This is a genomic window from Streptomyces sp. 7R007, from assembly GCF_054850255.1.
On sequence record NZ_JBTWMV010000036.1, the window covers coordinates 1 to 12,301 of the forward strand.

The 12,301-nt window shown below is 70.9% G+C and carries 11 protein-coding genes; 2 read left to right on the plus strand and 9 right to left on the minus strand.

What is annotated here, in order from left to right:
• From ACYF6T_RS32960 to ACYF6T_RS33000, 9 genes are all read right to left on the minus strand, one after another.
• A partial coding sequence (locus ACYF6T_RS32960) for an aldehyde dehydrogenase family protein (protein ID WP_461701100.1) occupies positions 1 to 1,056 on the minus strand: 1,056 nt, incomplete at its 3' end.
• A 139-nt stretch (positions 1,057 to 1,195) separates the two neighbouring features.
• A complete protein-coding gene (locus ACYF6T_RS32965) occupies positions 1,196 to 2,653 on the minus strand; it encodes an APC family permease (RefSeq protein ID WP_461701101.1) in 1,458 nt (485 codons plus the stop codon).
• A gap of 289 nt (positions 2,654 to 2,942) precedes the next feature.
• The gene (locus ACYF6T_RS32970; RefSeq protein WP_461701102.1) at positions 2,943 to 3,602 is read right to left on the minus strand and encodes a TetR/AcrR family transcriptional regulator; all 660 of its coding nucleotides are present in this window, start codon (positions 3,600 to 3,602) and stop codon (positions 2,943 to 2,945) included.
• Positions 3,603 to 3,664: 62 nt separating this feature from the next.
• Positions 3,665 to 4,510 (minus strand): fumarylacetoacetate hydrolase family protein, encoded by an 846-nt coding sequence (locus ACYF6T_RS32975; protein WP_461701103.1) that lies wholly within the window; start codon positions 4,508 to 4,510, stop codon positions 3,665 to 3,667.
• A gap of 11 nt (positions 4,511 to 4,521) precedes the next feature.
• Positions 4,522 to 5,457, minus strand: a complete 936-nt coding sequence (locus ACYF6T_RS32980) for a 3,4-dihydroxyphenylacetate 2,3-dioxygenase (RefSeq protein WP_461701104.1) — start codon at positions 5,455 to 5,457, stop codon at positions 4,522 to 4,524.
• On the minus strand, positions 5,450 to 6,913 hold the full coding sequence (locus ACYF6T_RS32985; RefSeq protein ID WP_461701105.1) for an aldehyde dehydrogenase: 1,464 nt from the start codon (positions 6,911 to 6,913) through the stop codon (positions 5,450 to 5,452). The genes ACYF6T_RS32980 and ACYF6T_RS32985 overlap by 8 nt, the downstream gene beginning before the upstream one ends.
• Before the next feature lie 26 nt (positions 6,914 to 6,939).
• The gene (locus ACYF6T_RS32990; protein WP_461701106.1) at positions 6,940 to 7,752 is read right to left on the minus strand and encodes an acetoacetate decarboxylase family protein; all 813 of its coding nucleotides are present in this window, start codon (positions 7,750 to 7,752) and stop codon (positions 6,940 to 6,942) included.
• 12 nt (positions 7,753 to 7,764) lie between these two features.
• Positions 7,765 to 8,973: an NAD(P)/FAD-dependent oxidoreductase gene (locus ACYF6T_RS32995; RefSeq protein ID WP_461701108.1), complete on the minus strand. Its 1,209-nt coding sequence runs from the start codon at positions 8,971 to 8,973 to the stop codon at positions 7,765 to 7,767.
• A gap of 6 nt (positions 8,974 to 8,979) precedes the next feature.
• The gene (locus ACYF6T_RS33000; protein WP_461701110.1) at positions 8,980 to 9,168 is read right to left on the minus strand and encodes a ferredoxin; all 189 of its coding nucleotides are present in this window, start codon (positions 9,166 to 9,168) and stop codon (positions 8,980 to 8,982) included.
• Between the two features lie 351 nt (positions 9,169 to 9,519).
• Here ACYF6T_RS33000 and ACYF6T_RS33005 point away from each other — a divergent pair, with 351 nt between their 5' ends.
• Both ACYF6T_RS33005 and ACYF6T_RS33010 read left to right on the plus strand, forming a co-directional pair.
• On the plus strand, positions 9,520 to 10,875 hold the full coding sequence (locus ACYF6T_RS33005; protein ID WP_461701111.1) for a glutamine synthetase family protein: 1,356 nt from the start codon (positions 9,520 to 9,522) through the stop codon (positions 10,873 to 10,875).
• Positions 10,876 to 10,906: 31 nt separating this feature from the next.
• A complete protein-coding gene (locus ACYF6T_RS33010) occupies positions 10,907 to 12,223 on the plus strand; it encodes a cytochrome P450 (RefSeq protein ID WP_461701112.1) in 1,317 nt (438 codons plus the stop codon).
• The last annotated feature ends 78 nt before the right edge of the window (positions 12,224 to 12,301 follow it).

Genomic DNA, 12,301 nt, shown 5'->3' on the forward strand with positions numbered 1-12,301 from the left:
CTGTACGCGCGCGAGGTGGCCCTCGCCGACCAGGGCGCCCATCTCGGTGGCAGGGTCGAGAGGGTCTCCGATGCGCAGTTCGCGGGCCCGTCGTACCACCGCCTCGCTGACCTGTTCGGCGATCGAGCGGTGCACGAGCAGCCGGGAGGGGGCGGTGCACATCTCGCCCTGGTTGAAGAAGATGCCCCAGGCCGCGGTGGCGGCGGCTTGGTGCAGATCGGGGGCGTCCGGGAGGACGATGTTGGGCGACTTGCCGCCCAGTTCCAGCCAGACACGTTTGAGGTTGGAGTCCGCGGCGTAGCGCAGGAACTGCCGGCCGACGGCGGCGGAGCCGGTGAAAGCGAGGACGTCGACGTCGGGGTGGAGTCCGAGAGCGCGTCCGGCGGTGGGCCCGTCACCGTTGACCACGTTGAGGACGCCCGGCGGCAGCCCGGCCTCGGTGGCGATCCGCCCCAGCAGCAGCGCGGACAACGGCGAGTTCTCGGACGGCTTCAGTACGACCGTGCAGCCGGCGGCCAGCGCCGGAGCCACCTTCCAGCCGGCCAGTGTCAGGGGGAAGTTCCACGGGACGACCGCGCCGACCACGCCGGACGCCTCACGGGTGACCAGTGCGAGGGCGTCCGGCGTGGTGTGCGGGGAGAGGTCGGCGAGTTTGTCGGCCAGCTGGCCGTACCAGCGGAAGGTGCTGATTGCGGCGCGCAGTTCGATGTCGTGGGCGTCGGTGATCGGTTTGCCCATCTCCAGACTGATGGTGAGCGCGATCTCCTCCCGCCGCTCTTCGAGCAGTTCGGCGATGCGCACGAGGACCCGTCCCCGCTCTGCGGGCGCCAGGCGCGGCCAGGGGCCGGCGTCGAACGCCCGGCGGGCGGCTGTCACGGCCGCGTCCACCTCGGCGGCGCCCCCGTCGGCGACCTGCGCGATCACCCGACCGTCGCGGGGCGAGACGGCGGCGAAGACCGCGCCGCCGCCCACGTCGACGCCGTCGATGTGATGCGCGCCGGACAGGTCGAAGGACTTGGCACGGCGCAACCACTCCTCGTGCGTGACGTCCGACATGGGGGTACCCTCCAAGATCATTTGGAATCAGACAACAAGGGCCGGCCACGGCGCCGAGGTCTTGGGCGCCACCCGCCGCCTGGTCGACGTTTCCTCGACCAGGCGGCGGGCTTGGCCCGCTGAGCGGCTGCCGGGTGACTCAGCCGTCGACGGCGACGGTGACGGTTCGGGCCGGCCAGGACGCGGCCATACCCAGGAGCAGGACCGCCGGGACGGTGAGCTCCAGCCAGACGGCGGTGCTCTGTGCGCCCCCGATCAGCGTGGTGAAGTTCTCGATGATCAGCCAGATCGCGCCGACGATGCCGACCGCGCCCAGGGCCGGGGCGACCCGCGTGTTCCACAGCCGGGCGTCCAGGCGCCCGCGGCGGAAGAAGACGACCACGGAGAGGGAGGTCAGCAGGTACAGCAGCATGATCCCCAGAACGGCGACCCCGCTTCCCCAGGAGAACAGGGTGAGAACCGGGTCCTGGCCCGCGAGCGCGAACGGAACCACCATCACGACGGCGACAGCCGTCTGAACCCAGCCGGCCACGCCGGGTGAGTGGCGGCGGTTGATCGCCGAGAGCCTGCGGGGCAGCAGCCCTTCACGGCTGAGCGAGAACAGATAGCGGTTGGCGGAGTTGTGGAAGGCGAGGATCCCCGCGAAGAGGGAGGTCACCAGCAGGACCGGCAGGACGTCGTTCGCCCAGGCCCCGAACAGGTCCGAGATCGGCGCGAAGACGAAGCTCGTCGAGTCACCGCCGGCGAGTGCCTTGCCCGCGGCCGCGGGCGCCGCGGAGGGACCGTAGGAGGAGATCAGCATCCAGGAGGCGAAGGCGTAGAAGCCCGCAACGACGGCGACGGCCAGATAGGTGGCCCGCGGCACGGTCTTGCGGGGTTCGCGTGCCTCCTCGCCGTAGATCGCGGTGGCCTCGAAGCCGACCATGGAGGCCACCGCGAACATGAGCGCGACTCCCGGAGCCCCCTTGACGGCGTTCGCGGGGGAGAACGACTGGACGAGGCCCAGCCCCTCCGGCCCGCCGCCCCTGAACAGGGTGACCAGCGAGAAGACACTCAGGATGCTGAACTCCGCCATGACGAAGACGGCCAGCACCTTGGCGCCCATCTCGATGCCCGCGGCTCCCAGGACCTGGACGATCACCATCGTGACCAGGGCACAGGCCCACCAGGGCACGTTGACGCCCGCGTGTTGCGCCAGCAGGCCGCTCACGGTCGCCCCGTAGAGACCGTACATGGCGGCCTGGATCGCACAGTAGGACAGCAGCGCCACTCCGGCGCTGCCGGAACCGAGGCGTTGGCCGAGCCCCGTGCGGATGTACATGTAGAAGGCGCCGGCGTCCACGACATGCCGCCCCATGGCCACGAACCCCACCGAGAAGAGCAGGGTGATCACACCGGCCGTCACGTAGGAGGCGGGCACACCCGCGCCGTTGCCGAGGCCGACGGCGATGGGGACGGCGCCCGCGACGCCGGTCAGCGGCGCCTGGGCGGAGAGCACGAAGAAGAGGATGCCCAGGACGCCTAGGGAGTTGGGCTTGAGCTTGCCTGCCGTGGAGGCGTCGGGCGCCGTGTCTGTGGCCACCGTCGGACTTTCCACTCGGATCACCTGCCAGGATGGGGAGAATTTCATTTCAGGCCAAACGAGTTGCCTCATAGTGGGCTGGAGCTATCCATTTGGCAAGGGGGTGGGGAGGCATTCCCGACCGGGCCGCGATTCCTTACGGAGCCGTAACCGTCACTTAACGCGCCGAGCGGCGTCCCGGCGCCGGCCCGCGGGAGCACCAGGACATGCCGTGGAGGCGGTCGGACGCCCGAGGAGCGGCCCGTGAAGGACCGGCCCTCAAGCTCGGCAGGCGCGGGATCGCGGGGTCTGCGAGACCGAGGACCTATTCCGTCGGTTCGGCATCGACGTGGCCGTCGACCGGACCGTCGGTGGCGAGGCGTCGGAGGAGGAGGCGCAACTCCTCGATGGCCGCGTCGGTGGTGCCGGGGCCGCCGAAGACCAGCTGGTGCAGCACCAGCCCGTCCAGGGCTGCGAAGACGAGCCGGGCGAGCGGGCGGCCGGTTCCTTCGGGCAGCATGCGGGTCAGCTCGCGCTGGGTGGCGTCGAAGTACTCGTCGTACAGCGTCCGCAGATGCGGCAGCAGTTCGGGGCGCCGGCGGGCCTCCAGCAGCAGTTCGTACTGGAAGGCCTGTTTGTCCGGTTCGACGGTGACCATCTGTGACACCCCGGCCGCGAAGTCCGCGGTCTCGCCGGTGCCGGGCTCGAGTGCGCTGGTGTCCAGCGAGGTGCGGACCGCGTGCGCGAGCGCCTCCTCGATGAGAGCGTCCCGGGAGCCGAAGTGGTGCACGACCAGGCCGTGCGTGGTGCCCGCCTCCTGCGCGACCGCCCGGTAGGTGAGCTTGCGCAGCCCGCCTCGGGCCACGACCCGCACGGCGGCGTTGAGCAGGGCCTCGCGGCCCTCGCCGTAGTTCATGCGCCGGCGCGGCTTGCGGCCCTCGGTTTCCCCGGGCCCCTGGGGTCCTCCCTCGGCGGGTGCGGTCATGTGCGCGACCTTACCCGCCGGGTCGGACACGGCCGTAGGGCTGGTCGGCACCAGGATCCCGGTCACCGCCGGGGCGGCCGGATGCCGCGGAACTCCCAGTCGCCGCCGAGTGCGGTGGACAGCACCTCCTCGGACTCGGTGGGCTGGGCGCCGACGTCGGCACGGATCGGAGTCGGGCCGGTCACGACGTGGTTGGTGAGGCGCCCCAGTCCCTCGACCTCCACCTCCACGACGTCACCGGGCTGCACCGGGCGGGAGTTGGCGGGCGTGCCGGACAACAGCACGTCGCCCGGGTACAGGGTGATGGTGCGGGCGATGTCGGCGACGAGGTAGTGCATGTCCCACTTCATCTCGTCGGTCGAACCGTCCTGCACCACGCGCCCGTTGACGTACGTGCGCAGGCTCTTGCCGTGGAAGTCCCAGTCGGTGACCAGGCCGGGGCCGAGCGGGCACAGGGTGTCGGAGCCCTTGACGCGGAGCATGGAGCCGGCGTCGGTGTCGCGGAAGTCGTGCAGACCGTAGTCGTTGGCGATCGTGTAGCCGGCGATGTACTCCCCAGCCTCTGCCGGGGAGACGTTCCGCGCGGTCCGGCCGATGACGATGGCGACCTCGCCCTCGTAGTTGAGCCACTTGCAGCCCTCGGGGCGCACGATCGCGCCCTTGTGGGCGTTGAGGGCGGAGGTCGGCTTGTGGAAGTAGGTGGGCGTGTCGGGCAGTTCGATCCGGAACTCGTCCACGCGGCTGCGGTGGTTGAGGTGGACGGCGATCACCTTCGACGGCACGACCGGGGGCAGGTGCTGGGCCTCCTCGGTCTTGACGCGGCGGCCGTCCCCGGCGACGAGCTCGTCCCCGTCGACGGTGACCTGGACGGCGGCGCCGTCGAGGAGGATGCGGCGGTATTCGGGCATGGCGTGACTCCTCAGGTACGGCTGTGGGGATGGCGGGGCGCGGCGGTCACGGGTGCCCGGGTGCCGGTCCAGCCGTCGGCCGGGCGGTCGAACCAGAGGTGGACCTGGCCGGTGCCGACGGAGTTCTCGTACTCGCCGTACTGCCGGGCTCTGGCGGTGCAGGCGTGTTCGCCGAGGGCGCCGGCCATCATCAGGTAGTGGAAGAACCTGGCCTCGGGCTTGTACCTCCAGAACTCGTCCATGGTGTCGAGGACCTTGTCGTGGCGGCCCTCCTTGAACCAGGCGATGCGCTCGCGGTCGGCCTCGCGCGCTTCGGGTGTGCGGATGTGCACGGGATCGCTGGCCTCGTGGTCGCGCAGTTCGCGCAGCGGCCAGAAGGTGTGCGAGAGGGCGCCGGAGGCGATGAGCATCACGCGGCGGCCGGGGGTGGCGGTGACGGCGTCGGCCACGGCGCGTCCGAGCCGCAGGTGGTCCGTCATGTCGCCGGTCTGGCAGACGCCGATGGTGACCCAGCGCTTGTCGGGCAGGCCCTCGCCGAGGTACTTCCAGAGGTTGATGGTGGCGTAGTAAATGGGCAGGTACTCGTCCTCGATCGCGGTGATCCACGTGCCGTGCTTGTCGGCGAACGAGGCGATGTTGTGGGCGAGTTCGGGGTCGCCGGGGAAGTCGTACGGCATCCGGCACATCCCTCGCGGCAGTTCCTCGGAGGTGAAGAGGCCGGCCCGGCGCTGCTGTGCGGTGACGACGAACTCGACGGTGGTCGCCCAGTGGGAGTCGAAGACCACGACGGTGTCGTAGTCGTCCCGTTCGAAGACGTCCCGGCGCAGTTGCCGCAGGCCGGTAACGAGGGTGATCTCCTTGCCCTCGTTCAGTTGCAGCCGCTCAGCCTCCGGCAGCACGATGGTGGGGACGTGGGCGAGCAGCCCGGCCCCGACGATCTCACCCATGGTCCGTCCATCCCTTCGGAGCGGTGACGGTGTTCTTCACGTCGCAGTAGAAGTCGAAGCTCCAGGTGCCGCCCTCGCGGCCCACTCCGGAGAGGCGGGAGCCGCCGAAGGGGGCCTGGAGGTCGCGGACGAAGAAGCAGTTCACCCACACCGTGCCCGCGACGAGCTGCCCGGTGACGCGTTCGGCGCGTTCCGGGTCGCCGGTGGCGACGGTGGCGGCCAGCCCGAAGCGGGTGCCGTTGGCCAGCCGGACGGCCTCGTCCTCGTCCGTGAAGGTCTGCAGCGTCAGGACCGGGCCGAAGACCTCCTCCTGCACGATCTCCGCATCCTGGTCGACATCGGTGAGCAGGGTGGGCGCGTAGTACTGGCCATCCTCCCGGTGCCCGCCGATGACCGCGCGGGCCCCCGCGGCGATCGCCCGCTGCACGAACCCGTCGATCTTCTCCAGCTGGCGGGGGTGGATGTTGGGCCCGATGTCGGTGGCCTCGTCGCGCGGATCACCCTGCTTCAGCGCGCTCGCCTTCTCGACGAACCGGCGCGTGAACTCCTCGGCGACCGACTCCTCGACCAGCAGCCGGGTGCCCGCCAGGCACACCTGGCCGGCGTTGTCGTACTGCTCCACGGCGAGGTCGACGGCGAGGTCCAGGTCTGCGTCCGCGAATACCAACAGCGGCGACTTGCCTCCGAGTTCGAGGCTGAGCGGGGTCAGGTTGGCGGCGGCGGACGCGGCGATCCGCCGGGCCGTGGGCACCGAACCGGTGAAGCTGATCCGGCGCACGTCCGGGTGGGAGGTGAGGGCGTCGCCGATCTCGGTGCCGTAGCCCTGGACGACGTTGAGGACACCGGGCGGCAGCCCGGCCTCGGCGGCGATGTCGGCCAGCAGCGAGGCGGTCAGCGGGGACCACTCGGCGGGTTTGAGGACGACGGTGTTGCCCGCCGCCAGTGCGGGGGCGACCTTCCAGGTGGCCAGCATCAGCGGCGCGTTCCACGGTGTGATCAGCACGCTGGGCCCGGCGGGGTCCCAGCTGACGTGGTTGGTGTGGCCGCGGGTATCGAAGTCCTGGTGCTCCAGCTTCAGCAGCCAGTCGGCGAAGAAGCGGAAGTTGTGGGCCACGCGGGGCATCACGCCGCGGCGGTGGGAGCGCAGCAGGGCTCCGTTGTCCGTGGTCTCGACGATCGCCAGTTCCTCGAGCCGTTTGTCGACACCGTCGGCGATGGCGTGCAGGAGGCGGGCGCGCTCCGCGCGGGAAGTGGCCGCCCAGGCGGGGAAGGCCGCCTTGGCCGCGGCGACGGCTGCGTGCGCCTCGGCCGGCGTACCGCGGGAGATCTCGCCGAGTACGGCGCCGTCGATCGGCGAGAGGTCGCTGAAGGTTTCGGCGGAGGCGACGCGCTCGCCGCCGATGAAGTGGCGGGTGTCGACTGCGACCCCGGCCACCGTGAGGGTGTGTGCGGTCATGTCCGGTCTCCAAGTCCTGGTAGTGGCTACGGTTGCTCGGCGCCCGACGTGCCGGACTCCAACAGCCGCCCGCCGTCCCAGACGACGCCGACCTGGCGGTAGTAGGCGGCGATCGGTTCGCGGATCTCCAGGCGGGCCAGTTCCTCCGTGGGCGCCTCGAACAGCTCCAGCTCGGCGTCACCACGCCAGGCCTGGCCGCCCTCGACGGAGGCCGCGCCGGACTCGATCAGCTCGTCCAGCGCGAGCCCCTTGCCCTTCTCGACGGAGGGCAGCCAGCGGTGGTGGGCCATGGGGTGGCCGTTGACGAAGCCGTTGGTCTGCGACGGCTCCCGCAGGGTGACCACCGCCTGCGCCAGGCGCCGGTCGGCGGCGGCGAGGGTGGCGCCGAAGCGGGCGCCGGCCTCGATGCGGGGGGCGGGCCCGTACGGGTGCGGGCGGGTCTGGTGGATGGAGCCGAGCTTCTTCGGATAGCCCTGGTGCAGTCCGCGGGCGATGGCGAAGTCCTTGTCGACCCAGATGTACACGCAGCGGGTGTAGGTCTGGCCGCGGTACTTGCAGCGGACGACCGCGAAGGCCTCCTTGTACTGGGCCAGCACGGGGTCGAGCAGCTCCGCGCCCGAGACGGAGCACGACTGCCAGTCGGCCCAGATGAGGGCGACCGCGCCGGGGTCCTCGTCCGCCGGTTCCAAAGGCGCGGGCAGCAGCTCGCGGACGCGGGCGGGATCGGTGCGGTACTCGACGGTCAGCAGGTCGCCCGAGTAGTGCCACGGCGGGGAGGGGATCAGCGACGAGGCTCCCGTCGCCGTCTTGGGATGGAAGTAACCACGGACAGGGGACATGGCGGGAGGTCCTTACACGGTGAGGGCGGGCTGCTTCAGGAGCTGGGCGCGGTAGCGGGCGGCGCTCATGGCGGCGGCCGGGCCACCGAGGGCCACGACGCCCACGAGGCGGCCACCGGTGTGGTAGCCGACCAGGACGTCGCCCTCCGGGTCGCCGTCCAGGATCCGCATGTCGTCCTTGCCGAGCGCGGGCGCGCCGAAGGACTGCAGCCGGAAGTCGTGCTGGTCGCTCCAGAAGGTGGGCAGTGGTGCGAACGGCTCCGGTTCGCTGTCCGCGCGGGTGAGATGGGCGACGAGGACCTTCGCGGCGTGCCTGGCGGTCTCCGTCGGGATGGACCAGTGCTCGACGCGGCGGGGCACGCCGTCGTAGCGGGCGTTGGGGAAGCGGGCGACGTCGCCGACCGCGACGACGTCCGGGTGCCCGCCGGCCCGCAGCTGCCCGTCCGTGAGCACGCCGTCGGACAGATCGAGGCCATTGCCGTCCAGCCACTCGACGTTGGCGACCGAGCCGACCGACTCCACGACCACGTCGGCCGGAAGGACCGTGCCGTCGCCGAGGACGACACCGGTGACCCGGTCCCCGCCCTCGAAGCCGGCGACGGAGGTCCCGAGCGCGAAGCGCACCCCGCGCTCCTCGTGCCGCTTCAGCAGCTCACGCCCCAGCAGGGCGCCCAGGGGGCCCACCATGGGCAGCGGCAGCGGATCGACGACGGTGACCTCCCGCACGCCGAGTCCCACGGCGGTGGCGGCCACCTCGCAGCCGATGAACCCGGCGCCGACGACGACCACGCGGGCCCCGGGCCGCACCAGTGCCTTCCGCAGGCCCTGGGCGTCGGCGAGCGTACGGACCGTGTGGCGCCCGTCGAGCGGTCCGGGGCAGCGCAGCCGCCGGGGCCGCATGCCGGTGGCGACCACCAGGCCGTCGTAGGACAGCGGGGAACCGTCGTCGAGTTCGACGAACCGCTCGTCGAGCCGGGCCGCGACCGCCTTCGTACCCAGGCGCCACGTGACGTCGGCGGCGGCTGCCTTCGGTGTGAGGGCCAGCGACTCGAACGGGGCTTTTCCGGCCAGGACCTCCTTGGACAGCGGAGGCCGGTTGTAGGGCATGTGCGGCTCGTCACCGACGACGGTGATCGCGCCGGTCCAGCCTGCGGCCCGCAGTTGTTCGGCGGCCCGCAGGCCGGCCATCGAGGCGCCCACGACGAGGATGTGCCCGCTCATGGGGGCTCAGTCCTCGATCCGGATGGCCTGCAGCGGGCATACGTCGGCGGCTTCCTCGACCTCGTCGCGCAGCGTGTCGTCCGGGTCGGAGACGTATACGAGATGTCCCTCTCCGTCCATCGAGAAGACGTCGGGGGCGGCGAAGACGCACTGGCCGTGGTCCTGGCACTTGTTGTTGTCGACGACGACCTTCATGGCCGGTCCTCCGGAAGGCGTGGGATCGGAGCAGGAGAGAGAAAGGAAGAGGGGCCCGGCCGCTGTCGGCCGGGCCCCGGCCAAAGGGCCACGGGATCCGCGCCCTTACTCGTTTGGCTCCAAACAAGGTAGGGATCCATCTCGATCGGAGTCAACACCTATCCGGGTGGATAATTTTTTGCCACCATCCCCTTGCGGGACGGTGACAGTCGTCCATATCGTTCGACCTCAAACGACTACCCCCAGGGGCTGCTCCCCCCTTCACGCCCCGTCTCCGTCCTCCGCGCCCTCCTCGTTCTCAGGACCACAGGACGCGGGGACGCGCCTGTCCTTCCGTCCAAGGAGACCCCGGTGAGCACATCCGACACCTCCGACGTCCGCCGGCACATGGAACAGCTCGCCGCCGAGGGCGTCGACGTGGTCCGCGTCGTCTATCCCGACCTCATCGGCACCGACCGTGCCCGCGACGTCCTGCTCGGCCATCTGCCCGCGGCCGTCGCACACGGCCTGGCCTTCTGCAAGGCCGTCTACCACACCAGCCCGCAGGGCGACGTCGTCCCCGTCCCAGGCGGACTGGACGCGGGCCTGCCCGACATCGCCGTACGACCGGACCTCGGCACGCTGACCAAGCTGCCGTGGGAGCCCGGTGTCGCCACCTGTCTCGGCGAGGTCACCGAGCCCGCCACCGGCGACCCGGCTCCCGAGTCACCCCGCGACCTGCTGCGCGCCGTCGTCGCCCGATGCCAGGACCACGGCCTGCATCCCGTCGTCGGGCCCGAGTTGGAGTACTTCCTGCTGGAACCCGCCCCCGGCACCCCCACCGGATGGCGGCGCGCCCCCGAGACCGTCGGCGCCGTCTACACCGCCGGGTTGCGCGCCGACCCCGGCAACCACCTGCTGCGCACCCTGCGCCAACTGCACGACCTGGGACTCGGCGTCGTTACGGGCAACCACGAGTTCGACGGCGGCCAGTACGAGATCAACCTGACCCACTCCGACGCCCTGGACGCCGCCGACCGCGCCTTCCGGTTCAAGGCCGCCGTCAAGGAACTGGCCCGCAAGGAAGGCAAGCTCGCCACCTTCATGGCCAAGCCCTTCGAAGGCGCCGGCGGTTCCGGTTTCCACCTGCACCTCTCCTGCACCGGCACCGACGGCAACAACGCGTTCGACGACCCCTCACACCCCTACGGCCTGTCCGCCACCGCCCGGCACGCCCTCGCCGGCATCCTCACCCACGCCCCCGCCCTGGCCGCCCTCGCCAACCCGACGATCAACTCCTACAAACGCTTCGGTCCGGACACCCTCGCCCCCTGGCTGGTCGACTGGGGACTGGACAACCGCAGCGCGATGGTCCGCATCCCGCCGGAGCGCGGCTCCTCGGCCCGCCTCGAACTCCGCCTCGGCGACGCCAGCGCCAACCCCTATCTGCTGATCGCGGGCACGCTCGCCGCCGCCCTGCTGGGCGTCCGGGCCGGCGAAGACCCGCCCGCGCCGCTGGAGGGCTACGGCTACGACATCACCCGTTCCCCCCTCCTGCCGACGACGCTGTCGGCCGCGCTGGACGCCCTGGAGTCGGACACCGCCCTCGCCGACGTGCTCGGCAAGGGCTTCACCGCCTCGTTCCTCACCTACAAGCGCAACGAGATCGAACGCTTCGGCCGGCACGTCACCGACTGGGAGTTCACCGAGTACGCCTACCACCTGTAAGCCCCCGGCTCCCGACCAGGAGATCACCGTCATGAGCAGCCCTGCCGTGCCCGCCACCCCCACCACATCCGCCGAGCTGCGGGAGCGCCTCGCCGAGCCCCTCCCGCTGGAGGAGGTGAACCTCGCCGACCTCGACCACTTCACCGACCCCACCACACCCTGGCGCATGTTCCACACCCTGCGCCACGAGGACCCGGTGCACTGGCAGCCGGAGGAGGCCCCCAACTCCGGTTTCTGGGCGGTGACCCGGCACGCGGACATCGCCCGCGTCGACCGCGACCCGGAGACCTTCACCTCCGCGAAGTTCGTCAACCTCGAAGAGGTCGACGAGGACCAGATCAAGAAACGCGCCTCCATCCTCGAACTCGACGGCGTCCGCCACCGCGCCCTGCGCAGCCTGCTCCAGCGTCAGTTCGGGGCCTCCGTCATCAACGGCTACGCCGACTTCCTGCGCGGTCTGACCGCGACGACACTGGACGCCGCCCTGGCCAAGGGCACCTTCGACTTCGTCAGGGAAGTGTCCGCCGACTTCCCCATCAACGTCCTCGCCCGGCTCCTCGACGTACCCCCGGAGGACAACCAGCAGCTGATCGACTGGGGCAACCGCATCATCGGCAACACCGACCCCGACTACGCCGACGTCCTCCTGCACAGCGAGGAGAGCGAGAAGTACCGCGACCTGCCCTTCCGCTCGCCCGCCTCCCTCGAGGTGTTCGCATACGGACGGGAACTGGCCCGGCAACGGCGCGGCGGCAACGGCAGCGACCTCGTCTCCCGCCTCGTCAACCAGACGCCCCGCGACGGCGTGCCACTGTCGGCGCAGGACTTCGACAACTACTTCCTGCTCCTGGTCGTCGCCGGCAACGAGACGACCCGCCACACCATCACGCACTCGATGCTGGCCCTGCTCCAGCATCCGGAGCAGCTGGCCCGCCTGCGCGAGGACCCCTCCCTCATCCCCACGGCGGTGGAGGAGTTCCTGCGCTGGGCGTCGCCGGTCTACCACTTCCGGCGCACCGCGACCCGGAACGTCGACCTCGGCGGCAAGCGGATCAAGGCGGGCGACAAGGTCGTCATGTGGTTCGCCTCCGGCAACCGCGACGAGGAGGTCTTCGGCAACCCGTACGACTTCGACGTCACCCGGCGCGACAACGACCACGTCACCTTCGGCAAGGGCAGCCCGCACCTGTGCCTGGGCAACCTCCTCGCCCGCACCGAGATCCGCATCATGTTCGAGGAACTGATCCCGCGTCTGGCCGGCATCCGCCTGGCCGGTGACGTCCCACGCGTGCGGTCCAACTTCGTCAACGGCATCAAGAAGCTGCCGGTCGAGGTCACCCTCACCTGACCCTCCGGCTGTCGGCCCGCCCGGCGCCGTGGACCCGCCCGCGCCTTGGGCGGGGTGCCGTCGGCCCGCTCCCCACCA

Bases quoted from the DNA above. Each gene is read 5' to 3' on its own strand.
- ACYF6T_RS32995 (WP_461701108.1), bottom strand. From the start codon at position 8,973: ATGAGCGGGCACATCCTCGTCGTGGGCGCCTCGATGGCCGGCCTGCGG.
- ACYF6T_RS32975 (WP_461701103.1), bottom strand. From the start codon at position 4,510: ATGCCCGAATACCGCCGCATCCTCCTCGACGGCGCCGCCGTCCAGGTC.
- ACYF6T_RS33000 (WP_461701110.1), bottom strand. From the start codon at position 9,168: ATGAAGGTCGTCGTCGACAACAACAAGTGCCAGGACCACGGCCAGTGC.
- ACYF6T_RS32985 (WP_461701105.1), bottom strand. From the start codon at position 6,913: ATGACCGCACACACCCTCACGGTGGCCGGGGTCGCAGTCGACACCCGC.
- ACYF6T_RS33010 (WP_461701112.1), top strand. From the start codon at position 10,907: ATGAGCAGCCCTGCCGTGCCCGCCACCCCCACCACATCCGCCGAGCTG.
- ACYF6T_RS32970 (WP_461701102.1), bottom strand. From the start codon at position 3,602: ATGACCGCACCCGCCGAGGGAGGACCCCAGGGGCCCGGGGAAACCGAG.
- ACYF6T_RS32980 (WP_461701104.1), bottom strand. From the start codon at position 5,457: ATGGGTGAGATCGTCGGGGCCGGGCTGCTCGCCCACGTCCCCACCATC.
- ACYF6T_RS32990 (WP_461701106.1), bottom strand. From the start codon at position 7,752: ATGTCCCCTGTCCGTGGTTACTTCCATCCCAAGACGGCGACGGGAGCC.